Here is a 21800-nt window from a genome sequence, read left to right on the forward strand (position 1 = left end):
CTGATCCAAATTGATACACATTCGCACGTGGATCACACATGCTGAACCATGTGTAAAGGCGCAATACATTGCGCCTCCCTTTAACACATGCGCCGTTCATTTCTTTTCCCTAAATTTGATCAATGAAAAAGTTTATCCGGGGGTTTGGCTACGCATTTAGCGGATTGGCGCATGCCGCAAAAACACAGCTCAACTTCAGAGTACATTTGGTGGCGGCGCTAATTTCCGTTTACACGGGGTATGCCTTGCATATTGCTGCCAACGAGTGGTTGTGGATTGGCTTCTGCATAGCCCTGGTGCTCATGGCCGAGCTGCTTAACACTGCGCTTGAATTTTTAACAGACCTGGTATCGCCCGAATACAATAAAATGGCCGGCCACGTTAAGGACATGGGTGCGGCAGCGGTTGTTATTGCGGCGCTGTTTGCGCTGGTTGCCGGCGCGGTTATTTTCTTACCCAAAATATTATTGCTCATCCATGCTGCATAAAACGCGGGGTATTGTACTTAAGACTACTGATTATGGCGAGAGTAGCGTTATTACCCAGATATTTACAGAGAAACTCGGATTGCAATCGTACATCATTAACGGGGTTAAAAAGCCTAAAGCAAAGATAAGCCGCAATATGCTGCAGCCATTGCATTTGCTCCACCTTGTGGTGTATCATAAAAGTTCAGGTAACGTGCAGCGGATATCGGAGCTGAAAACTTCGCCGTTACTTCAAAGTATTCCGTATGATGTAATTAAAAGTAGCATGGCCTTGTTTTTGAATGAGGTGCTGTATAAATCTGTACGCCAGCAAACAGCCGATGAGAACCTGTTTGACTTTGTGTTCAGCGCTATTGAATGGCTGGATCATCAAACTACAGGTTTAGCTAATTTTCACCTACTTTTTTTGATACAGCTTACCCGGTACCTGGGCTTTTATCCCGACAGGTACCAGGATAATGAGGCCGATTATTTCGATTTAAAAAATGGTATATTTATTAAATACAAACCCGAGGGCTTACTATATCTCTCGCCGCCGCATACACAGAATTTTAGCAAGCTGTTACAATGTAGTTTTGAAAATTTACCTAACCTGAAGTTTAGCAACGATGAACGCCGCTACCTTATCGCTAAGTTGCTGGAGTATTATGCAATGCATATTGAAGGCTTTGGTAATATCCACTCGCACGAAATATTAGAAGAGGTATTGGGCTGACTAAGCTTGCAAGCCCAGTACTTTCTTTTTAATAAAGTCGATAGATGAATCTGGCAGTTGTGAGCCGCCGGTTTGAGTAAGCGAGCCGTTGTTGTTAATTTTTAGCTCGGCGGTTAAATTTTCGTCTATAGTGACATGCAGTAAATCGTGTTCTTTTACTACCTGGCAAATTAATTCGCGACCGGAATAACTGATCTCGAACTGGTATTTGCCATCTCTTTCTGCTGGTATTGTGTCTTTAGGCTCAATCATGGTGTGTTGTTTTATTCATATAACATCACAAGCCGTCCAATGGTTTTGATTGCCGGGCAAGTGATTCTGGCAAAAGTCCTGACACAAACCCCACTGACAAGAAATTACATGTTAATTATAATTGCTCATTTGCACCGGCCAGTTTTTGGTAAACAATTCTACAATTTTTACTATGTCAACCCGGTCTTTGTTATTTGGACAATATTGAGCAAAAAACGTAGGCGATGCATAATACAGGTATCTTACTTTTTTAGGTGTTGCTATCCAGATTCGATATTCGGGGCCATCTTCAATGCTATGGACAACAGTTTGTCTGGCACCGTTTATTACTTCGATGGTTTCATTACATTTAGGTAAGGTATTGTCGTCCTCAATTGTAAATAAATGAGCGCCGGTTAAACCGGTTAACAGCGCGTTGCATTCGGCATCGGTAGTTTCGAGGGGTTTTAATGAAGGTTCATCTACCGATAATGGTACGCTTTGCGCAGGTATAGTGCCGTTTAGCTTTTGCCAGTGACCGCTTTTTAAAACCAATATATTAAATATCAATTGATGAGCTATGCCATCGTAAGCGCGGCAGGCCAGCATCAGATCATAATTTTTAATGGATGGAAATGGATTGTCGCTCGTGGATGAATTAGATTTAAACTGTGGAATGGCAACATGCTGCGCAAAAACATAATTGATCAGTAACGTTGACCAAACTAAAAGTATCAGTTTCTTCATATAGAAAGGTATTAGCTTACTAACTCAACCACTTTTAAAATGGCATCAACGTACTCGCGGTTGTTAGCCAATCGCGGCACTTTGTTTTGCCCGCCTAATTTGCCCCGCTCTTTCATCCAGTTAAAAAATGCGCCCTCGGGCAGTTTCCGTACTACAGGGCGGCGCAATGCCAGATCTTTAAACCGCTTGGCATCATAGTCAGAGTTAATGCGGCGCAGGGTCTCATCCAGGATATCTATAAAGCGTTCAAACTCGTTTGGTTTTTTCTCAAACTCTATAAGCCATTCGTGTGCGCCGCTGTCATTGCCGTTAAAATAAACCGGAGCGGCCGTGTATTCGCGTATTACGGCGCCGGTTTGTACACAGGCCTCCTCTAAAGCGCGCTCGGCATTGTCAATGATCATCTCCTCGCCAAAGGCATTGATAAAATGTTTAGTACGGCCGGTTATTTGTATACGATAAGGCGCCAATGAGGTGAACCTGATGGTATCACCAATCAGGTATCGCCATAAACCGGCATTGGTGCTGATGACAAGCGCATAATTCTTATCCAGCTCCACCTCGTCCAAAGTTAATGTGTGCGGGTTTTCGTCGTAAAGATTTTCGACAGGTAAAAACTCATAAAAAATGCCATAGTCAAGCATCAAAAGCATCTCGCCGTGCTCAACGGTATCCTGTATGCCAAAGAAACCCTCGGATGCGTTGTAATTTTCCAGATAGTACATATCATCGCTTGGTATCAGCTTTTTAAACTGATCGCGATAGGGGGTAAAGTTAACCGCCCCGTGAAAGTACATTTCCAGATTAGGCCAAACTTCGAGCAGGTTGTTTTTTCCGGTGATCTCCAGAATTCGTTTGCATAGCACCAGGTTCCAGGTAGGCACACCGCTTAAACTGGTAACATTAACATCTTTAGTGGCATAAGCCATCTTTTCGATTTTTTCCTCAAAATCTTCGAGCAAGGCGATGTCCAAATGAGGCGTGCGGTGAAATTCGGCCCATAATGGCAGGTTCTTCATAATCACTGCCGAAAGATCGCCAAAAGAAGTATCGGGGCTTAACTGACTGATCTGGTGGCTGCCGCCTATAGTCAATATCTTTCCCGTAAACATTTTAGCATTGGGCCGATTGTTGAAATAGATCGTAAGCAGGTCTTTACCGCCTTTAAAATGGCATTCCTCTAACGATTCTTCGCTAACAGGAATAAACTTGCTCCTGTCGCTGGTGGTGCCCGACGATTTGGCAAACCAGCGAATCTCTGATGGCCAAAGCACATTTTGCTCACCTTTGAGCATGCGCTCAATGTATGGCTTTAACGTATCGTAAGTTTGTATGGGAACACGCTCTTTAAATTCATTGAGCGTGGTGATGCTTTTATACCCGTATTTTTTACCCCACTCAGTATTCTCTGCGCGCGACACCAATTGTTCAAACCATTCCTCCTGTACCTCGTTGGGGTATTTCATAAAAAGCTCTATCTGGTGGATACGCTTTTTCATGAACCAGGTAAAAACAGAGTTGAAAATGGTCATACGCGGTTGGCTTACTGAGCAAATGTTTTTCTTTTTAACACAAAGTTGGCACCCAGGTATACTTTACGCACCAATTCATCTTCAGCCAGCACCTCGGGCACACCCGATTTTAAAATTTTCCCCTCAAATAATAAATAAGCACGATCGGTAATAGACAGGGTTTCCTGCACGTTGTGGTCGGTTATCAAAATACCAATGTTGCGATGACGAAGTTTAGCCACCATAGCCTGTATCTCCTCAACAGCAATAGGGTCAACACCGGCAAAGGGTTCGTCCAGCAAAATAAAGTTAGGCTCGGCAGCCAGTGCGCGGGCAATTTCGGTACGACGTCGTTCACCACCCGAAAGCAGATCGCCGCGGTTACGGCGCACTTTATGCAGGCTAAACTCATCGATCAGGGTTTCTAATTTTTCTTCCTGTTCGTCCTTGGGCAAATTGCCCATCTCCAGGATAGCCTTGATATTATCCTCGACAGTTAGCTTACGAAAAACCGAAGCCTCTTGAGCCAGGTAGCCAATGCCTTTTTGCGCACGGCGATACATTGGGTTGGTAGTAATCTCTTCGTCGTCCAAAAATATCTTACCCTCGTTAGGTTTGATCAGCCCTACAATCATATAAAATGACGTGGTTTTACCGGCACCATTAGGCCCCAGCAAGCCCACAATTTCGCCTTGCGACACATCGAACGATACATCGTTCACTACTGTGCGCTGTTTGTATTTCTTTATTAAATGTTCTGCCCGTAAGTTCATAAACCGGCCTATCGGCCCCCGCTAAATCTCCTCCGGTAGGGGAGACTTTAAATTTATATTGTTAAACTTATTTTTCAAAGCCCTCCCTACCGGGGAGGGTGGGGCGGGGCTTTATCCCTTTTACATTAAGCTGTATGTTGCGTTTATCGCGCCAAACGTTTTCTTCAATAGCGTAACAAATATCAAAAGGTTCGTCTTTTTTTATTTGCGATAACTGCTCGCCTTGTCCAAACGCAATGCAGTCAAACATTGCAGAGCCCGGTTGCATCACTGTCATTTTGATATGATTCTGGCCTACCAGGGTCGGCGTGCCACAAACGTACACATTTTTAGTAATGAACACCGGGGCCATATTTTCCGGCCCGAAGGGTGCAAACTGATTCAAAACTCTGAAAAATTTAGATTCAATTTCTGTTAAACGTAATTCAGCGTCAATTTGTATTTGCTGGATCAATTGTTCGGCTGTAATGGTTGAACTTACCACCTCCTCAAACTTATCTATAAAAGCCGCGACATTTTCGGGATCCATAGTCAAGCCGGCAGCATATTTATGACCGCCGAATTGTATTAGCAGGTCGCTGCATCCGCATAACGCTTCGTACAGATCGTATCCTAAAACCGAGCGCGCAGAACCTGCCACATGTCCGTTTGAACGGGTAAGCACCACCGTAGGCCGATAATATTTCTCGGTCAATCGTGAAGCCACAATACCTATTACGCCTTTGTGCCAATTCTCATTAAATACCACTGTAGATTTACGTTCAATCAGCAGTTGGCTCTCGGCAATCATGCCCAAAGCTTCATCAGTGATTTGCAGATCATGGCCTTTGCGCTCAATGTTGTGTACGTTTATTAACTCGCCTTTTGTTTGAGCTTCGTCTTCGTTGCAGGCTATTAACAACTCTACTGCATGTTTGGCATCATCAATACGCCCCGCTGCATTAATACGCGGCCCTAACAGAAAAACAATATCCGATATAGTATAACTGATGCTTTTGCCCGCAACACCCATCAAGGTTTTAAGTCCGATACAAGGGTTGGTATTCAGTTTTTGTAAGCCGAAATAAGCCAGTACGCGGTTTTCGCCGACTATGGGTACAATATCGCAGGCTATACTCACAGCTACCAGATCGTAATATCGGCTTACATCCTCAAAGGGTAAACCGTTCTTTTCGGCATATGCCTGGATTAATTTAAAACCTATACCACAGCCCGAAAGTTCTTTAAATGGATATCCGCAATCAGCACGTTTGGGATCAAGTACGGCAACAGCGTCGGGTAACTTATCGCCCGGCGTATGGTGATCGCATATGATGAAATCTATCCCCATTTGGTTAGCGTAAGCTATTTTATCTACTGATTTGATACCGCAGTCGAGCGCGATGATCAGTGTAAAACCGGCAGCGGCTGCGTAGTCAATGCCTTGGGTAGATATGCCATAACCTTCCTTATAACGGTCGGGTATATAATATTCGATATTGCCGTGGTGATTTTTGAAAAAGCTATAAACAACAGCCACCGAAGTGGTGCCGTCCACATCATAATCGCCGTAGATCATGATCTTTTCGCCTGCTGCAATGGCTTTTTCAATGCGTTCGATGGCTCTCTCCATATCCTGCATCAGGAAAGGGTCATGCAGGTGGCGCTCGTCGGGCCTGAAAAAGTAACGGGCCTGCTCAAATGTTTTGATGCCCCTCTGTATCAATAAAGTAGTTAAAACGGCATCAATGTTAAGCTCCACAGCTAATTGGTTTATTTCATCAATTGCCGGTACTTCCCTTATCGCCCACCGTTTATTCATATCTTTGTCGCTTATAACGAGTAAATATAGTTAATGTGCAGATATAATTGATGTGTAGATATGCAAATGTGCAGATATGCAGATTCACCGGAAAAGCGTTAAATTTCTTAGGCCCTGTTATTCAATCACTTGCGTATCCGCATAGCTGCACATTCACTACACATCTGCACATTAAACATGAAAATTTTCGCATTAGGTGAAGGGTCCTATTCTGTAGACGCTACTAAAAAGTTTATTCCGTTTGATCCTCTGGTCGATAACTTCCGTGATCGTCCGGGATCATTATTTATACACGTTAATCCGTTCCTGGTTCAAACTGCTAATGATTTGATTGTATTAGATTGCGGTCTGGGCTATAAAAATACACGCGACGAATTATTCTTGCACCAGCACATCCGCAATGCGGGCTTTGATCCGGAAGATGTAACATTGGTTTTGATGTCGCACCTGCACTATGATCATTCGGGCGGGTTGGTTGTCGAGCGCAACGGCAAGCTTGAGCCAAGCTTCCCGGCTGCAGAACATGTAATACAGCGCGGCGAATGGGAAACGGCATTCAGTGGTAAATCATCATCATACCATAAAGAGATATTTGAAACCCTACAGCGCTCGGCCAATATAACTTATGTTGAAGGTTCGGGGCAACTTAAGCCGGGTATCCGTTATGAGCTATCGGGCGGACATTGTCAGTATCACCAGGTTTTTTGGTTAGAGGACGGCGATAATAAAGTTTTTTTTGGTGGTGATGAATTGCCAGAGCCTGAGCAGCTAATCAGACGCTTTAAAGCCAAGTACGATTTTGACCCGCAAAAAGCGATGGAATTGCGCGACCATTATGGCAAAATAGTCGCCGAAGAAGGTTGGACCTGCTTGTTTTATCACGCAAAATCAATGCCGGTGGGTAACGTTAGCCACAATGGCGAACATTTTTCAATTACCCCAATATAAAAAAGCGATGGGTTTCATGCCCATCGCTTTTTTATAGGAGATGTATATGTTTAGTTAGCGTTAAACATTTCTTTGATCTTTTCTACACTTAACGGCTTTGAGATAAAGTTTTTTACCAGCGGATACGATCGCGCCTTATTAATATCATTGCTAAATACTGACGACGATATTATATAGATCTTGCTTTTACCCTCGGGGTCTATATTCAGTCTTTTGTATTCATCTAAAAACTCCCAGCCGTTCATTATTGGCATATTGATGTCCAGCAATATGAAATCTGGCAGCAGTGAAGGATCGTGTTTTTGAATATTTACCAGCTCATCTATTGCAAACCTTCCGTTTAAGCAGGCAGATATCGCGGTATGCTCCACAGCTTTTTTTATCAGTTTGATCGAAATAAAATTGTTTATTTCATCATCATCTACTAACAAAATACTTACTGGTTTGCTTTCAGTGTTCATATTATAGCTTATACGGCGTATTTTTCAAAAAGGTTCTATTCCTATATGTTGTAAACATCACAGGAGGCAAAAGTGTTTTATTTAACATGAATATACAAGCATTTTTACATAAACATTAGCCGAAAGATTAAAAAAATGGCAACATTTGATATTTTTTTCCTTAAAGGAAATATAGTGTCAGACTAGTATAATATTACAAATAATAAAACGCAATCAAGTTGCATTTATGTATATTTGCGCAATGACTGCAAAAAAGCTGCGATCAAAATTAGATCATATTGGGATGACGGCCTCAACACTATGTGCCATACACTGCGCCATTGTACCTTTGTTGTTGACTTTTTTACCTTTAGCCGGACTGGGTTTTTTAGCTAACCCGATATTTGAATGGGGAATGATTATCCTGGCGCTGCTGTTGGGTGTATCGTCGATATTTTTATCGTATTTCCGTACGCACCGCCGCGCTTTTCCGTTGTTATTGTTACTGGCAGGATTTGCACTGGTGATTGCAGGGCATATTTACCTGAGGGGGTGGATAGAAGCTATTGTGGTACCGCTTGGAGGGTTGACCATTGCCGCTGCGCACTTTGTAAACTTTAAATATGTGGACGTTTGCAAAACCAACGATCACTTTTTTCATTTCAAGCACAACCACGTTAACCGGCGTTAAAACCAGTGGTTGCCTGCAACCTGTCTCTGGCGAAGGGTTAAGATGGAAACAAATTCGCTAATTCTTACTAATTTTGTAAAGACACTCATTAAATGAACCATAATCAACATTTTGAACACTTATTAAAAAGGCACCAGCTTAAACGCACAGAGGCCCGGCTAAGGGTGTTGCAACTTTTGGTTAATAAAAAAACCGCGACCTCACAGCCCGACCTGGAAGAAGTTATAGGTGATGTTGACCGCGTTACGCTGTACCGCATATTAAATGCCTTTGAAGAAAAAGGCATTATACATAAAGTATTTGATTTGAATGGTACAGCAAACTATGCCCTTTGCTCATCAGACTGTGACGAGCACCACCACCACGATGAGCACCTGCACTTTAACTGCACCAACTGCAAGAACGTGTACTGTCTGGATGAAATGGATATGCCGCCGATTATTTTACCGGCCGGCTTTAAATTAGAAAAATTAAGCTTTAGTGCCACGGGCTTGTGCCCTAAGTGCGCAAATAAATAAATTATTCCCTTTTACGCTATACCGGTTAAATGAATAAACCCTCTGCTCGTCTGCATCTTATTACCATAAACAGTCTATTACTGGCGCTCTTTATCTGTCTTTGTTCATTCACTTATCCTCAGGATAGCGCCGCGACCGCAGGTTACCGTTTTAAAACGGTGGTGATTGATGCCGGACATGGTGGTAAAGATCCGGGTACCCATGGTTTGCACTCTAATGAGAAAACCGTAGCCCTGCAAATAGCCAGGAAATTACGCGCCGCCATACAGGACCAAATGCCGGGCATTAACACCGTCATGACGCGGGCCGATGATACTTTTATTCCACTTGACACCCGTGCACAAATAGCTAATGAGCATCATGGCAATCTTTTTATTTCTATACATTGCAATTCGTCACCAGAGGGTACCGGCTACAGTACCCACAAGCAAAAAGGCACCATGATGCTGGTCTATGGTTTGCACAGAGTTAAGGAACAATTAGAGGCTATTCGCGAAAACTCGTCCATTTTCATTGAAAAGGATTATAAAACCAAATACCAGAGCTACGACGAAAACGACCCTGTAAACCGCATTCTCCTAAACGCCTACATGCAAAAATACCGTCAGCACAGTATATTTTTTGGCGATTTGTTGAATGAAGAGTTTAAAAATAAAGGCCGCGTAACCATTGGCGTTAAAGAGCAGGGCATTCTGGTACTTGCCCATAGCGCTATGCCTGCGGTAATGATTGAAACCGGGTTTATTAATAATCCTGTCGACGAAGATTACCTAAACTCTGACGAAGGTCAGGATGAAATTGTCCAGGTGGTTATTAAGGCGTTGAAAAGTTATAAGTCCAAAACAGGCGGCTAAATCTGGCCGTTGTAAGATATTGATCCCAGCTTGTTATTATGAAAGTGGCAATAAAGCCCCTCTAAATGCCCTTATTGTTAATTACAGACTAAATGTGCAAAATCAATATGTTAAAAAAGGTTAAACGGCGTGTAAAAATTAGCCGCTTCGTACCATCGCGTTTATATTTGTTATAATTGTTACTATCGAACTAAACCAGTTGTTCTTTATGATAAGTTAATGAGTCAGTTAAAACAAAAAAGAGAGCCCGGAGGGTTCTCTTTTTTGTTTTATAGTTATTCGCAATGGTGATTTGCCAATGATATTAACCAACTATCGAAGTCATAAATTCAATAGTTTTTGGAGAGAGCAAGGCGTTGGTTCAGATCGAAAAACTTTTTAAATAAAATGTAGATTTATCAATTGCTATATTGCATCTGTATCATCTGAAAAAAAATGACTGCGAAACAGTTTAATCGCCCTATACGTGTTTTAGTTGCCAAGGTTGGTTTGGATGGGCATGACCGCGGCGCGCGCATTATTGCCACGTCGCTACGTGATGCGGGCATGGAAGTAATTTATACCGGACTGCGCCAAACACCAGAGATGGTTGTAAATGCCGCTTTGCAGGAGGATGTCGATGCTATCGGTATTTCAATATTATCGGGTGCGCATATGACGGTATTCCCGAAAATTCTTGACCTGATTAGACAAAAAAAATTGGATGATGTATTGGTAACCGGCGGCGGCATTATTCCGGAAGATGATGTAAGTGTCCTAAAAAAAATGGGTGTGGGCGAGCTTTTTCCGCCAGGCACCAACACGCATGACATCGTAAAATATATAACTGACTGGGTGCATCAGCACCGTAATTTTTAATTTTGCCGCATGGTATACCAAAATTTGCTTATCGAGAATCGTGGTCCAATCCAATATATCGTTATTAATCGCGAAAGCAAATTAAATGCGCTTAATAAAGACACGCTGTTTGAACTGCATATAGCCTTAGGCGATGCCTTACATAATAATACCGTTGGTGGAGTGATTATCACCGGGGCAGGCCCTAAGGCTTTCGTTGCCGGTGCCGATATTGCAGAATTTCGTAGCCTGAACGTGAATGGTGCCCGGGCACTGGCACATGAAAATCAACGTAACATATTTAATGTGATTGAAAACTTTAGCAAGCCCGTTATAGCTGCCATTAATGGTTTTGCTTTAGGCGGTGGCTTGGAACTGGCACTGGCCTGTCATATCCGCGTTGCATCCGATAACGCAAAAATGGGTTTGCCTGAAGTTACGCTTGGTTTAATACCGGGTTACGGAGGTACTCAACGTTTACCTAAACTAATTGGCAAAGGTAAAGCCATGGAAATGATCTTGACTGCCGAAATGATCACTGCTGCCGAAGCTTATCAATTGGGCTTAGTAAACTATGTAGTGAGCCAGGACGGGCTTACAGCCAAAGCAGAGGAGATCATGAATAAAATATTAAAAAATGCCCCTTTGGCTGTTGCCGGTGCCATCACCGCCATAAACGCGGCAAATAATGACGCTCACGGCTTTGATACTGAGATCGTCGAATTTGCCAAATGTTTTTCTACCGCCGACGCTAAAGAAGGTATCGCCGCTTTTCTGGCCAAGAGAAAAGCGACGTTTACAGGCAAATAGCATCAATTATTGCACTTTCCTGACCAAAATACCCAAACGGTCAGAAAATAAATTGCTGTTAATCAATCGATTGAATAAACTTGACATTCGGATGAAAAATCATATTGGTTTTGTGATGTTACTTTGCGCCGTGTTTAAAAAACAACATAACAATTTAATACATACCACTATGAAAAGTTTAAAAATTACAGCACTTGTTTTAGCCTTAGCAGGTTTTACCTTAGGCGCTAAAGCACAATCCAACCCTACATCTTCAAAAACAACAGGTATCCGTTACAGCGTCGGTGTTGACGCAGGCTTACCAACAGGCAATTTATCAGACGGTTACAACTGGAATCTGGGCGGTTCATTACAAGCTGACATTCCGGTAGTGTCGCAATTATTTGTTACAGTTAACGCAGGCTACAACAACTTTTTTGGTAAAGACGTAACCGTTGCCGGTGTTACCGTATCAAATCCAAACATTCAGGTATTGCCGGTAAAAGCAGGTTTAAAATACTTTCCGGTAAGCAACTTCTACGTACAAGGCGAAGCTGGTGCAACCTTTTTGTTAAACAAATCAGACGTCGGTGCTAACAACTCTACGGTGTTTACTTATGCACCACAAATTGGTTATCAATTTCCATTGGCTGGCAGCAGCTACCTGGATGCAGGCGTACGTTTTGAAAACACTACTAAATTGAACAGCAATCTTGATGATTATAAGCTTCACTTTGTTAGTTTACGTTTAGCTTACGGATTCTAAAAAAACAGACCCACAACTATCTATAATGGAAAAGCGTTGCCAACTTTGGCGGCGCTTTTTTTGTTGATGCCGCCCCTGAATTAAAAATTAACATTTTTTTACATCCATTTATAGCGCGTAATTGCCGGGGGATATTAGTTTTGCACAAGTTTTATCATAAACCGATATATTGCGGTAAGTTATACGTTGTTAGCGCCCTGGGCGTTTTACATTTAATTTTAAAAAATAATATGAAATTTACGTTTAAGGCTCTTATTTACGTTGTGGCATTTACCTGCTTTTTTTCGGCTGCAAAAGCGCAGATCATTGTTCCGGATAGTTTGAGGATTGGCTTGGGCGCCAGTATAGCCTCAACCACAGGCAACAGTTTTGGCGTTGGCGTAAATAAAGCTATAGGGGATGATGCAAAGTCGGCTTATAACTTTGGTGCGGGTTTGGCATTAAACGTTGATGTGCCTGTATTTTCATCAATGTATATTACTGCATCGGCAGGTTACATGAGTTTCTTCAAATCGGCAAATGCCTCAAAAAGCCAGCAGGCTATTACTAACGTACCAACGCCAAACTTTAATACTATTCCCCTAAAGTTAGGTTATAAATTTATTATAGGTAACCGGTTTTATATACAGGCAGAAGCCGGCGAAACTTTGTTAGCTAACAAAGCACAATTATATGCCATGTATGGCAATGCTTTTACCTGGTCGCCGCATATTGGTCTGTTGTTCCCACTTAAGCAGCGTCACAGATACATTGATGCAGACTTGCGTTATGAAAGCGCTGAAACTTTTTATAACGATAATGCCAAAAATAATTTTTGGGCGCTACGTATTACCTATTCGTTTAATTTATAGCTAGTAGCTATAGTTCTCCTAATACCCGGTCCATGTTAAAAAAAAGGTTTAATTAACCTAAACACTTGCAAAAATATCTTTAGATATAGCATTTTTGTGTAACTTACACATTAAAGCCGCCAGATAATAATTGCTAATATGAAGAAAATCCTCATCATTGATGATGAAGTAAATGTTGCTGTACTGCTCTCCAAATTTTTAACGCGCAACGGATTTGACGTAACCACCGCTTCAAGCGGTAATAGCGGTATTGAGCATCTTAAAAAAAACGAATTTGATCTTGTACTTTGCGACTACCGGTTAGAGGACACAGACGGCCGCGAAATGCTGCGCTTAATCAAAGCACAGTATCCTAAAACCGGGGTTATTATCATTACAGGCTATTCTGATATTAAAATGGCTGTCGAGTTGATCAAGATGGGGGCTTATGATTATATCAGCAAACCATTATATCCTGACGAGATTTTAAATACCATAACCAAAGCCATTGAAACCCGCCAGGCTTTAATAGAGGATGACGAGGCGCCGACGCCCGTTAAAGTGGTTAAAAAGCAAAGCGTGTTATCTGACGGGGTAGTTTTAGGTACCAGCCGTGCATCAAAAGAGCTATTCAGGCAAATTGAATTAGTTGCTCCAACCAACTACAGTGTAATTATATTAGGCGAAAGCGGCTCTGGTAAGGAAGAGGTAGCTAAAAGCATACATATGCACAGCCACCGCAGTGGCCAACCATTTATAGCCATGGATTGCGGGTCGCTTACTAAGGAACTTGCAGCAAGCGAATTCTTTGGTCATGAAAAAGGGTCATTTACCGGTGCATTTGCCACCAAGATAGGTCACTTTGAGATGGCCAACGGCGGAACGTTATTTTTGGATGAAGTAGGTAATTTATCATATGAGATACAAGCGGCGTTATTACGTACTGTACAGGAGCGAAAAGTAAAGCGTATAGGCAGTACCAAAGAGATTGACCTGGATGTGCGCATCATCGTTGCGACCAATGAAAACCTGTTGGATGCTATCAACAAAGGCAAATTCAGGGAGGATCTGTATCACCGCTTCAACGAATTCATCATTTATTTACCACCATTGCGTGAACGGGGGAGTGATATTGTGCTGCTGGCCGAGTACTTTTTGCGCTTGGCTAACGAGGAGCTTGGTCGTAACGTTACGCATTTTTCTCCCGAGGTGATGGAATGTTTCATGAACTACCGCTGGCCGGGCAACGTGCGTGAATTAAAGAATATTGTGCGCCGTGCAACGCTGATTAGCGAGGGCAGCGAGATTACCACAAAATCATTACCATTAGAAATATCGAACTACAAGATGCCGGCTTACGAATATGGTAATCAGCCAGCGTATGGCCAGCCTTTATATAATCAATTTCAACCTCAGCAAGATCACCGCGCCGAGCTGAAAGAGCAGCGTCACGATCTTAAGAATGCAGCTTTAGAAGCCGAATATGAAACTATCCTGCGTGTGCTCCGCGAGGTTAATTTTAATAAAACCAAAGCCGCAGAGATATTGAAAATAGACCGCAAAACATTGTACAACAAAATGAAGGCTAGCAACCTTAAATAGTAAGCCAATGAACCAGGGAAAAAGCGTGGATGCGGAAACTATGCGCAGGTTGAGGCATGATATAAAAAATCAGCTATCAAACATACACCTGGCTTTAGATACACTTAAGTATGAGGTTGAGCAACCTTCTGAAGATTTTTTATACTGCATCGACGCGATTTTTGCCAGCGCCTCAAAAATAAATGAGCTTTTAAGCAACCCGCAATAAAACTATTTTTCCGTTCTTTGTTTATAGTGTTGTTACAATCAATACCATAAATGTCGATTTTTAACTATAAACAGCGTAATACAATTATCCTGGTAAGCATTATTGTGCTTGGCTGTTTTATTTTGTATGCGCTTAGTAGTTTGTTCAGTTCAATATTAGGGGCTATTGTACTGTTTACCATCTTCAGGCCTTTTTACCTCTATATGATCGAGCAAAAAGGTTGGAACCGGCCCATAGCGGCGCTCATCATTATCGTTATTTCTTTAACCGTAATTGTACTGCCGTTTACGGCCATAAGCTTTATGGTGATAGGTAAGATATCAGAAATTAATACCAATGATCTGCCCATACAACAGTGGTTGATCAAGATTGACAATTTTGCGGCAACCACTTTTAAACAACCTCATTTTGCGGAAAACACCTTGCAAAAGCTGAGCACGTACGTAACTGACCTTTTCCCGTCATTGATAGGCAGTGCCGCTAATATAATTTTAACATTGCTGGTTTTGTATTTTCTGCTGTATTTTATGTTTGTACAGATCAAAGAATTTGAGGCCACGCTGTTACGTTATGCGCCATTTAGAGAACAATATGCTATAAAATTTGCACTGGCGTTACGTAATTCTACCTATTCTAACGTGTTGGGTCAGGGCATCATTGCTATTGTACAAGGCGCTCTGCTGGCTAATGGGTTTTGGATATTTGGTATACCCGACCCGGTGTTTTGGGGAGTGATAGGAGCATTTATATCGTTTTTGCCTGTAGTGGGCGCACCTACACTTTCAATACCTGCCAGCCTGTTTTTATTTGCTAATGGACATACTTTGAAAGGTATACTGCTGCTGGCTTACGGATTGCTATTTATTGGCAATATAGACAATGTACTACGCATGATTATTAACAAGCGGGTGGCTAATACTCACCCTTTGATATCGGTTATCGGCGTATTTATCGGGCTACCGTTGTTTGGCATATTGGGGTTGGTTTTTGGGCCTTTGTTGCTGTCTTACTTTCTGTTATTAGTTGAGATTTATGAGACCAACCGCATGGCTGCCGACCGGCTTGACCGTTTACAAGGGGGCGCGGATAATTGAGATTTTTGTGAACAATTACGTTACTACGGCGTTTAAAAATTAATTAACAACGCATAAACAAATACAAAATATCTGATTAGCTATATTTGAACAGATAAATAATCGTTTATAAACCATGTTCAACTTTAAAACTTACGTAATATGAATGATAACACTAAAGTAGTTGTAGCTCTGCTGGCAGGGTTAGCAGCAGGGGCGGCGCTCGGTATTTTATTCGCTCCGGAAAAAGGCGATGAAACTCGCGACAAATTAGCCGAATCACTAAAAAACCTGGGCGACTCTATCAGAGAAACAGCCGCTGCCGAAATTGACAACCTTGTGGGCCTGAAAGATAAGATAGTTGACAATGTCAAATCAAAAATAAAAGGCGCCGAAGAAGAATATCAGGACGACCTTGAACACGCATAAATTAGTCTTGAAGTCTTGAGTCTGAAGTTTTAAGCCTGATTGTTGGTTTAGCACTTCAGACTTAGGGCTTATCGACTTAAACAAAACCTCATGGAAGAAGCCAAAAAAGAAACTCCACCCTTATTTGACCAGCTTAAAGATTATGCAGAAATAAAGCTTAAGCTGACAAAGTATAAGGCTATTGATAGTGGTTCGGCAATTTTTGCCAGCATAATTGGTGACATGTTTGTTGCTATAAGCATTATGCTGGTTTTTGTTTTCGCCAGCTTTACTCTGGCCTTCTATCTGGCAGAAGTGTTTCAATCTGACTGGAAAGGCTTTGGCTGTACAGCTTTGCTTTACCTGCTTATCACTATTATCATTAAGTTTAATAAAGCCGGGTTCGAGAAGCCAATTGCCAGCGCATTTGTGATGAAGTTCTTTAAAAATAAACAAGAAGATGACAGACCTGCCAATTAACAGTCACGCCGATCTGAAGAATGAAATATACCGCCTGCAAGAGCTAGAGCGCGAAAAAAGTCTGGAGCTTAAAGCACGATTTGATGGTCCCGGGGCTATATTTTCGACCATCATATCATTATTTGGCAGACATGATCACCCTGATGATAAGGGGGGGGGCATATTCCAGCAGGATTTTGTAGGGATATTATCGCGCTTTGCTTTGCCGTTTGCCCTGAACAAAACCTTGTTCAAAAGATCAAACTTTATAATTAAGGCTTTAGTAGGCCTTGTATCACAAAAAGCATCGCACTATATCTCGGAGGATTCTGTTGAGTCTGTATGGGATAAGGCCAAGGGGTTATTTGGTAAGGCGATCCATCTGTTCGATAAGTCCGACAAAAAGAAACAACCTGATATACCGTCTTTCAGAAAGATCAAGAAAGAGGGTAATTGATCTTTTATAACGTTGTCATGTTAAGAACGAAGCATCTGCCGAGGTTCAACGCAGAGCTTGCTGATGCTTTACTACCGCGGAATGACAGCAAGAAATATTACAATCCCAAGAAATGATCAAAAGTATCGCTGCGGATACCCAGGCGCAGGGTCTCGAGCGGGATGGTATCCACCGGTGCAATATTACCCAGGTTTACATTGGCACCTATCAATTCAATGAACCACACTTGTTGTGCTTTTTGAGGCGCCTCCCAGATGATTGTACCTTCCGGTATCTGGGTTAATATCTCATCTACTAAACCCTGACGAACTTCACCTGAGTCGCGATAAATGCCTACGTTGCCGCTTTCGCGTGCCTCGGCAATTACTTTCCATGAGCCTGCCTCTATTTCGGCCTTCATCAGTTGTATCCATTTATATGGAGCAAAAATCTTCTGTACATCCTTTGAGCCAACTTCTGATATTACGGTAACCTGTTCGGCAAGTTTATGAATGTACTCGCACTTTTCGGCATGCTCGATAGTGATTGAGCCATCTGATACCTCGGCATGCTGTAACTTGTATTTATCCAATACCCGCCGGTAGTCGTCAAACTGCCCGCGAACGATCATGGCCTCAAATAAAGTGCCTCCAAAATAAACCGGTATGCCCGCGTCCTGATATATTTTTATTTTTTGATCCAGATTAGGAGTAACGTATGAAGTTGCCCAGCCCAGTTTTACAATATCAGTGTACGGCCCGGCAACTTCCAAAAAATCTTCCACCTGTCTTAAACTAAGGCCCTTATCCATTACCATAGTGATGCCTTTATCACGTGGTTTTTGTGTCCGTTCAGGAAGATTATTGATGATATAATTCATAAATTAAAGAAAAGAAGGTGATAGACCGCTGTAAAAGTCTAAAAAAAAAGCTAAAACGGGAAACCGTTTTAGCTTTTAATATAACGGTTGCACTAAAGAAGCACCTTCTTTAAGTGCGGCGTCTATAAGTTTAAACGCTCTGTAACAATCTATTACTTCGAATATCGGTTAATAATGTCCAGTATTACTTTATTTTCCTGCAGTTGCGGCAGATAATCAAACAGTATGTAATGCTTTTCAGGATCAGCACCTAAAGCCAGCTCTAAATAATTCAGTGCCTCGTTGTATTCGCCTTTGGCAAAAAGGTAGGCCACCATACGGTAATATAACTCAGCCGCTTCCGGATTATTTTTTATCGCTTCTGATATAATTTCAATGGCACCTTCAAGCCGTTGGTCCTCATATAAAATTGATGAGTAATCTAACCAGGCATCAATATCCAGCGGGTTCAGCTCAACCACACGTTCATAAGCTTCTTCAGCTTCTTTCATGTGCCCCAGTTTATACTCAGCATCGGCAATGGCAAACCAGTAGTCGGCATTGCTCAGGTCAATATCCAGCGCTTTTCTGTAAAAGTGTAAAGCTTCAAAATAACGCTCCTCGAAATCAAGTGTAACACCAATTCCAAACCAGGCGTCGGCCAGCTTAGGGTCCATTTTTACTGACTTTTTATAGAATGCACGGGCATCGTCCATTTGCTCCAGTTTCTCATAGCACTCGCCTATAGCGCAATAAGTGTCGGCATTAGGCTGCTCATACTCAAAGGTGTGGCGATACACCTCAATAGCCTCAGCATATTTCTCCAGGTTAACCAGCGCATTGCCTTTATTAAAGTAAGCCGACGCAAAGCTATCCTTGATTAGTATAGCATAATCGTACGCATCGATAGCTTTTTCAAATAAGCCTAACTTAGTGAAGGCGTTGCCAAGGTTATACCAGGCGGCATAGCTGTAAGGTTCGTTATCTATATATTGCTGATAAAACTGAACGCTTTCTTCCTGGTTGTCCAGCACGTCATAGCAAAAAGCCAGCTCGTATAAGGCATCCTGGTTTTCCATATTTTGCTGCAGGCAAAGCTTCAGGTAGGTGATAGACGTTTCATAATCGCCCATGTTTTGATAAACGTAGGCAATATGCAGTAGTATCTCATCGGTTTCTTCCGCAAGTTCGAGGGCTTTTTCGTAATTCTCTAAAGCCTCGGCATAGCGTTCCATGCTCTCAAATATATTACCGCGGATGATATAAATGTCAGCATCTGATGCCTCAAGCATAGCTGCCTTGTCCAGTGCAGCAAAAGCTGCCCCGGTGCGGTTGGTAATGGCCAGCAACTGGGCCTGCTTAATTAAAAATACAGCAGCAAACGGATGTTGATCGGCAGCATACTCTGCCACCTGTAAGGCCTTGGCGGGGTCGTTTTTTTCGATATAATAATCGATAATGTTCTCAAACGCCTGGGCATCAAAAAAGTACTGGTCATGATTCCTGATCATTTCCTCGTACCGCTCTACCGAAAATTTTGGGTCTTCGGTAAAACCAAATTCAAATTCGTCTTCCATTCATTAGAGTTTAAGAACACAGTTTAACATTCAGTTTTTAGTATGACTGTTAAACTTTAATAGTGTTTAAATTACTAGTAAAAAGTACCCGTAAGGCAATTAAGTTTTCAACATACAAACATTTTTAACATCGCTAGTTGCAACGCTTTGATTATTAACGAAAAGCGTTTTCAGGCAGTGAAGTAAGCCGGTAGTGTTTGCCTTAAGATTTTTTTTACTTTGGATATAACACAAAGATAGGCATTATGTGCGGCGTTTAAGCCCGGCACCATAAACGTTACATCCAGTTAACATAAGCTCGCAAGGCATGGCGGTATACGCGACAACAATTAGGCGGCTCGTGCGTTCTTATTCACACTTTGCCATAGGCGAAATATTATTTTAACTATATTACACCAAATTTAAATACATGAATATTTTCCGTAATTATCTGTTCGGGGCGACGTTAACGGGCGCATTGTTATTCAACCTGAACGTATCGGCTCAGACCGCACCGGTGGCCGATCTGCCCAAAAATTGGCATCAATTAGATTTAAAGGCCGATGGCTACTATGGCATTAGCCTGAATAATGCTTACAACTTTTTAAAAGGAAAAAAAAGTAAAACCGTTGTTGTAGCAACTATCGACAGCGGCATAGACACTACACAAAACGATTTGAAAAGCATCCTTTGGGTAAACCCTAAAGAGGTGCCAAACAATGGTAAAGACGATGACCATGACGGGTTGGTTGACGATGTTCATGGCTGGGATTTCCTAGGCGGGCCGGGCGGCAAGGTTGATTATACCGAAACTACCGAAGAGGTGCGTGAGTACAATCGCCTTAAGCCAAAGTACGACGGTGTAAGCGCTGCCCCAGAAGGCAATGAAAAAGAATATGCTTACTGGCTAAAAGTTAAGGCGCAACATGATGAAACAGTAAATAAATCAAGCTCCGAACTGCAGCAATTAAGCCCCATGATGAATGCCCTGATGGCAACCAGCGGGTACATAAAAAAAGAGCTGAAATTAAATTCAACTCAAACTTTTACCAAAGCCGATCTGGAAAAAATTCAGGCAACCACTAATGATACTATTGCTCAAAGTAAAGCGGTTTGGTCGCAAATGTTCAATAATATTGATGGCGATAACAGCAAAGTGATCAAGGACTTTAGCGACTATCTTAAAAAGCTGAACAATGACGTTAGCCCCGACCTGAACGTGCGAAAAAGTATTGTTGGTGATAACCCTGATGTTCAGGATGGCAAACCTTACGGCAATAACGTGTTAACTAACCCTGATGCCTCGCATGGCACCGGCGTAGCCGGGCTGATTGGCGCTGTGCGCGGTAACGGCTACGGTATTGATGGTGTGGCCGACAATGTGCGCATTATGAGCATTAAAGCCGTTCCGGATGGCGACGAGTATGATAAAGACATCGCCAATGCTATTCGTTTTGCGGTTGATCATGGCGCTAAAGTGGTGAATATGAGCTTTGGTAAAAAGATATCGCCCCATAAAGACTGGGTTGACGCTGCGTTTAAATACGCTGCCGACCATGACGTGCTATTAGTACAAGCCTCTGGTAACGACGGTCAGAATGTCGACGAAAAACCCGAATATCCTAACGATACTTTTGCTAACGGCTCACAAACCGACGGCGATAACGTCATATCGGTAGGCGCATCAAGCGCTAAAGTTGGCGAAGACCTGGCAGCCTCATTCAGCAACTATGGTAAAAAGAATGTAGACGTGTTTGCCCCGGGCGTAAAAGTAACCTCTATCGACCTGAATGCCGAGTTTAATACTGCCGATGGTACCAGCTTTGCCTCGCCTATTACAGCGGGCATTGCGGCGTTGGTGTTGGAATACTATCCAAACCTAAGCGCTAAGCAACTGAAACAGGTTATTCTGCAATCAGCAACGCCAACTACTGGTGTTACTGTTGTTAAACCGGGTACGAAAGATGAGAAAGTTGATTTTACTACACTTTCAAAAACTGGCGGTGTTGTGAACGCTTACAATGCGGTACAAATAGCCTCGAAGTTAAAGGGCGAGCGTAAGGGTAAATAATCCATCGCTTCTGTAATATACAAAAAGAGCACCGACATTATCGGTGCTCTTTTTGTTATAGGTGTCCCGTCCTGAAATAAGTTGACATCCAAGTTGACTTATTATGAAGAAACACTTAAAACGAGTTATCAGGCGCAGTCAGCGCGATTACAGTCTTGCCTTTAAGTTGCAGGTTGTGCAACAGGTAGA

Annotated in this window: 25 protein-coding genes; 17 read left to right on the forward strand and 8 right to left on the reverse strand. The window is 42.3% G+C overall.

From position 1 onward, the window contains the following. Window positions 1-122: 122 nt before the first annotated feature. Together ABD772_RS13810 and recO are read left to right on the forward strand one after the other, a co-directional pair. Window positions 123-488, forward strand: coding sequence for a diacylglycerol kinase (locus ABD772_RS13810; RefSeq protein ID WP_345105516.1), 366 nt, complete (start codon window positions 123-125; stop codon window positions 486-488). Then, window positions 478-1203, forward strand: a complete 726-nt coding sequence (gene recO, locus ABD772_RS13815; protein ID WP_345105519.1) for a DNA repair protein RecO — start codon at window positions 478-480, stop codon at window positions 1201-1203. The genes ABD772_RS13810 and recO overlap by 11 nt, the downstream gene beginning before the upstream one ends. On the opposite strand, the gene ABD772_RS13820 is transcribed toward recO, so the two are convergent. The 5 genes from ABD772_RS13820 to recJ all read right to left on the reverse strand — a co-directional run bounded on the left by ABD772_RS13820 (window position 1204) and on the right by recJ (window position 6266). Beyond that, window positions 1204-1455: a hypothetical protein gene (locus ABD772_RS13820; protein WP_345105523.1), complete on the reverse strand. Its 252-nt coding sequence runs from the start codon at window positions 1453-1455 to the stop codon at window positions 1204-1206. A 111-nt stretch (window positions 1456-1566) separates the two neighbouring features. Continuing rightward, window positions 1567-2181 (reverse strand): hypothetical protein, encoded by a 615-nt coding sequence (locus ABD772_RS13825; RefSeq protein ID WP_345105525.1) that lies wholly within the window; start codon window positions 2179-2181, stop codon window positions 1567-1569. 11 nt (window positions 2182-2192) lie between these two features. After that, entirely contained in the window at window positions 2193-3713 is a 1521-nt protein-coding gene (locus tag ABD772_RS13830) for a GH3 auxin-responsive promoter family protein (protein ID WP_345105528.1), read from the reverse strand. 11 nt (window positions 3714-3724) lie between these two features. After that, window positions 3725-4465 carry an LPS export ABC transporter ATP-binding protein gene (gene lptB, locus ABD772_RS13835; protein WP_345105531.1) on the reverse strand — a complete coding sequence of 247 codons (741 nt, stop codon included), beginning with the start codon at window positions 4463-4465 and terminating at the stop codon, window positions 3725-3727. Between the two features lie 67 nt (window positions 4466-4532). Further along, on the reverse strand, window positions 4533-6266 hold the full coding sequence (gene recJ, locus ABD772_RS13840) for a single-stranded-DNA-specific exonuclease RecJ (protein WP_345105534.1): 1734 nt from the start codon (window positions 6264-6266) through the stop codon (window positions 4533-4535). Window positions 6267-6443: 177 nt separating this feature from the next. On the opposite strand from recJ, the gene ABD772_RS13845 reads away from it, so the two are divergent. Next, the gene (locus ABD772_RS13845) at window positions 6444-7214 is read left to right on the forward strand and encodes an MBL fold metallo-hydrolase (protein WP_345105536.1); all 771 of its coding nucleotides are present in this window, start codon (window positions 6444-6446) and stop codon (window positions 7212-7214) included. Between the two features lie 50 nt (window positions 7215-7264). Here the strand turns inward: ABD772_RS13845 and ABD772_RS13850 are convergent, their stop codons facing one another. After that, window positions 7265-7675 carry a response regulator gene (locus tag ABD772_RS13850; RefSeq protein ID WP_345105539.1) on the reverse strand — a complete coding sequence of 137 codons (411 nt, stop codon included), beginning with the start codon at window positions 7673-7675 and terminating at the stop codon, window positions 7265-7267. A 241-nt stretch (window positions 7676-7916) separates the two neighbouring features. Here ABD772_RS13850 and ABD772_RS13855 point away from each other — a divergent pair, with 241 nt between their 5' ends. The 13 genes from ABD772_RS13855 to ABD772_RS13915 all read left to right on the forward strand — a co-directional run bounded on the left by ABD772_RS13855 (window position 7917) and on the right by ABD772_RS13915 (window position 17146). Further along, a complete protein-coding gene (locus ABD772_RS13855; RefSeq protein WP_345105541.1) occupies window positions 7917-8345 on the forward strand; it encodes a MerC domain-containing protein in 429 nt (142 codons plus the stop codon). A gap of 92 nt (window positions 8346-8437) precedes the next feature. After that, a complete protein-coding gene (locus tag ABD772_RS13860; RefSeq protein ID WP_345105544.1) occupies window positions 8438-8863 on the forward strand; it encodes a Fur family transcriptional regulator in 426 nt (141 codons plus the stop codon). 29 nt (window positions 8864-8892) lie between these two features. Further along, window positions 8893-9717 (forward strand): N-acetylmuramoyl-L-alanine amidase family protein, encoded by an 825-nt coding sequence (locus tag ABD772_RS13865; RefSeq protein WP_345105546.1) that lies wholly within the window; start codon window positions 8893-8895, stop codon window positions 9715-9717. 435 nt (window positions 9718-10152) lie between these two features. Then, complete coding sequence (locus ABD772_RS13870; RefSeq protein WP_345105549.1) at window positions 10153-10575, forward strand: cobalamin B12-binding domain-containing protein; 423 nt, start codon at window positions 10153-10155, stop codon at window positions 10573-10575. A gap of 9 nt (window positions 10576-10584) precedes the next feature. Further along, on the forward strand, window positions 10585-11364 hold the full coding sequence (locus ABD772_RS13875) for an enoyl-CoA hydratase/isomerase family protein (protein WP_345105551.1): 780 nt from the start codon (window positions 10585-10587) through the stop codon (window positions 11362-11364). Between the two features lie 169 nt (window positions 11365-11533). Continuing rightward, window positions 11534-12109 carry an outer membrane beta-barrel protein gene (locus tag ABD772_RS13880; RefSeq protein WP_345105554.1) on the forward strand — a complete coding sequence of 192 codons (576 nt, stop codon included), beginning with the start codon at window positions 11534-11536 and terminating at the stop codon, window positions 12107-12109. A gap of 230 nt (window positions 12110-12339) precedes the next feature. Beyond that, window positions 12340-12960: a hypothetical protein gene (locus ABD772_RS13885; protein WP_345105557.1), complete on the forward strand. Its 621-nt coding sequence runs from the start codon at window positions 12340-12342 to the stop codon at window positions 12958-12960. A 138-nt stretch (window positions 12961-13098) separates the two neighbouring features. Then, window positions 13099-14541, forward strand: coding sequence for a sigma-54-dependent transcriptional regulator (locus ABD772_RS13890; RefSeq protein WP_345105559.1), 1443 nt, complete (start codon window positions 13099-13101; stop codon window positions 14539-14541). Between the two features lie 7 nt (window positions 14542-14548). Continuing rightward, entirely contained in the window at window positions 14549-14749 is a 201-nt protein-coding gene (locus ABD772_RS13895) for a hypothetical protein (RefSeq protein ID WP_345105562.1), read from the forward strand. 50 nt (window positions 14750-14799) lie between these two features. After that, window positions 14800-15843, forward strand: a complete 1044-nt coding sequence (locus ABD772_RS13900) for an AI-2E family transporter (protein ID WP_345105564.1) — start codon at window positions 14800-14802, stop codon at window positions 15841-15843. Between the two features lie 141 nt (window positions 15844-15984). Continuing rightward, the gene (locus tag ABD772_RS13905) at window positions 15985-16251 is read left to right on the forward strand and encodes a YtxH domain-containing protein (protein WP_345105567.1); all 267 of its coding nucleotides are present in this window, start codon (window positions 15985-15987) and stop codon (window positions 16249-16251) included. 90 nt (window positions 16252-16341) lie between these two features. After that, on the forward strand, window positions 16342-16710 hold the full coding sequence (locus tag ABD772_RS13910; protein WP_345105570.1) for a hypothetical protein: 369 nt from the start codon (window positions 16342-16344) through the stop codon (window positions 16708-16710). Beyond that, window positions 16691-17146, forward strand: coding sequence for a hypothetical protein (locus ABD772_RS13915; protein ID WP_345105573.1), 456 nt, complete (start codon window positions 16691-16693; stop codon window positions 17144-17146). The genes ABD772_RS13910 and ABD772_RS13915 overlap by 20 nt, the downstream gene beginning before the upstream one ends. A gap of 97 nt (window positions 17147-17243) precedes the next feature. On the opposite strand, the gene ABD772_RS13920 is transcribed toward ABD772_RS13915, so the two are convergent. Both ABD772_RS13920 and ABD772_RS13925 read right to left on the reverse strand, forming a co-directional pair. Further along, window positions 17244-18005 (reverse strand): phosphosulfolactate synthase, encoded by a 762-nt coding sequence (locus ABD772_RS13920; protein ID WP_345105576.1) that lies wholly within the window; start codon window positions 18003-18005, stop codon window positions 17244-17246. Window positions 18006-18157: 152 nt separating this feature from the next. Next, window positions 18158-19561, reverse strand: coding sequence for a tetratricopeptide repeat protein (locus ABD772_RS13925; RefSeq protein WP_345105579.1), 1404 nt, complete (start codon window positions 19559-19561; stop codon window positions 18158-18160). A 409-nt stretch (window positions 19562-19970) separates the two neighbouring features. Between ABD772_RS13925 and ABD772_RS13930 the strand changes: the two genes are divergently transcribed. Further along, window positions 19971-21611, forward strand: a complete 1641-nt coding sequence (locus ABD772_RS13930) for a S8 family serine peptidase (RefSeq protein ID WP_345105582.1) — start codon at window positions 19971-19973, stop codon at window positions 21609-21611. Window positions 21612-21800 lie beyond the last annotated feature (189 nt).

Source organism: Mucilaginibacter panaciglaebae (assembly GCF_039539265.1).
GTDB lineage: Bacteria > Bacteroidota > Bacteroidia > Sphingobacteriales > Sphingobacteriaceae > Mucilaginibacter > Mucilaginibacter panaciglaebae.

What these genes read in the sequence shown, in the direction of transcription:
- ABD772_RS13870 (WP_345105549.1), top strand. Translation starts at nt 10,153, where the DNA reads ATGACTGCGAAACAGTTTAATCGCCCTATACGTGTTTTAGTTGCCAAG.
- ABD772_RS13915 (WP_345105573.1), top strand. Translation starts at nt 16,691, where the DNA reads ATGACAGACCTGCCAATTAACAGTCACGCCGATCTGAAGAATGAAATA.
- ABD772_RS13905 (WP_345105567.1), top strand. Translation starts at nt 15,985, where the DNA reads ATGAATGATAACACTAAAGTAGTTGTAGCTCTGCTGGCAGGGTTAGCA.
- ABD772_RS13865 (WP_345105546.1), top strand. Translation starts at nt 8,893, where the DNA reads ATGAATAAACCCTCTGCTCGTCTGCATCTTATTACCATAAACAGTCTA.
- ABD772_RS13895 (WP_345105562.1), top strand. Translation starts at nt 14,549, where the DNA reads ATGAACCAGGGAAAAAGCGTGGATGCGGAAACTATGCGCAGGTTGAGG.
- ABD772_RS13810 (WP_345105516.1), top strand. Translation starts at nt 123, where the DNA reads ATGAAAAAGTTTATCCGGGGGTTTGGCTACGCATTTAGCGGATTGGCG.
- ABD772_RS13925 (WP_345105579.1), bottom strand. Translation starts at nt 19,561, where the DNA reads ATGGAAGACGAATTTGAATTTGGTTTTACCGAAGACCCAAAATTTTCG.
- ABD772_RS13860 (WP_345105544.1), top strand. Translation starts at nt 8,438, where the DNA reads ATGAACCATAATCAACATTTTGAACACTTATTAAAAAGGCACCAGCTT.
- ABD772_RS13850 (WP_345105539.1), bottom strand. Translation starts at nt 7,675, where the DNA reads ATGAACACTGAAAGCAAACCAGTAAGTATTTTGTTAGTAGATGATGAT.
- ABD772_RS13885 (WP_345105557.1), top strand. Translation starts at nt 12,340, where the DNA reads ATGAAATTTACGTTTAAGGCTCTTATTTACGTTGTGGCATTTACCTGC.
- ABD772_RS13855 (WP_345105541.1), top strand. Translation starts at nt 7,917, where the DNA reads ATGACTGCAAAAAAGCTGCGATCAAAATTAGATCATATTGGGATGACG.
- ABD772_RS13820 (WP_345105523.1), bottom strand. Translation starts at nt 1,455, where the DNA reads ATGATTGAGCCTAAAGACACAATACCAGCAGAAAGAGATGGCAAATAC.
- ABD772_RS13825 (WP_345105525.1), bottom strand. Translation starts at nt 2,181, where the DNA reads ATGAAGAAACTGATACTTTTAGTTTGGTCAACGTTACTGATCAATTAT.
- ABD772_RS13830 (WP_345105528.1), bottom strand. Translation starts at nt 3,713, where the DNA reads ATGACCATTTTCAACTCTGTTTTTACCTGGTTCATGAAAAAGCGTATC.
- ABD772_RS13930 (WP_345105582.1), top strand. Translation starts at nt 19,971, where the DNA reads ATGAATATTTTCCGTAATTATCTGTTCGGGGCGACGTTAACGGGCGCA.
- ABD772_RS13875 (WP_345105551.1), top strand. Translation starts at nt 10,585, where the DNA reads ATGGTATACCAAAATTTGCTTATCGAGAATCGTGGTCCAATCCAATAT.
- recO (WP_345105519.1), top strand. Translation starts at nt 478, where the DNA reads ATGCTGCATAAAACGCGGGGTATTGTACTTAAGACTACTGATTATGGC.
- ABD772_RS13845 (WP_345105536.1), top strand. Translation starts at nt 6,444, where the DNA reads ATGAAAATTTTCGCATTAGGTGAAGGGTCCTATTCTGTAGACGCTACT.
- ABD772_RS13910 (WP_345105570.1), top strand. Translation starts at nt 16,342, where the DNA reads ATGGAAGAAGCCAAAAAAGAAACTCCACCCTTATTTGACCAGCTTAAA.
- recJ (WP_345105534.1), bottom strand. Translation starts at nt 6,266, where the DNA reads ATGAATAAACGGTGGGCGATAAGGGAAGTACCGGCAATTGATGAAATA.
- ABD772_RS13880 (WP_345105554.1), top strand. Translation starts at nt 11,534, where the DNA reads ATGAAAAGTTTAAAAATTACAGCACTTGTTTTAGCCTTAGCAGGTTTT.
- lptB (WP_345105531.1), bottom strand. Translation starts at nt 4,465, where the DNA reads ATGAACTTACGGGCAGAACATTTAATAAAGAAATACAAACAGCGCACA.
- ABD772_RS13900 (WP_345105564.1), top strand. Translation starts at nt 14,800, where the DNA reads ATGTCGATTTTTAACTATAAACAGCGTAATACAATTATCCTGGTAAGC.
- ABD772_RS13890 (WP_345105559.1), top strand. Translation starts at nt 13,099, where the DNA reads ATGAAGAAAATCCTCATCATTGATGATGAAGTAAATGTTGCTGTACTG.
- ABD772_RS13920 (WP_345105576.1), bottom strand. Translation starts at nt 18,005, where the DNA reads ATGAATTATATCATCAATAATCTTCCTGAACGGACACAAAAACCACGT.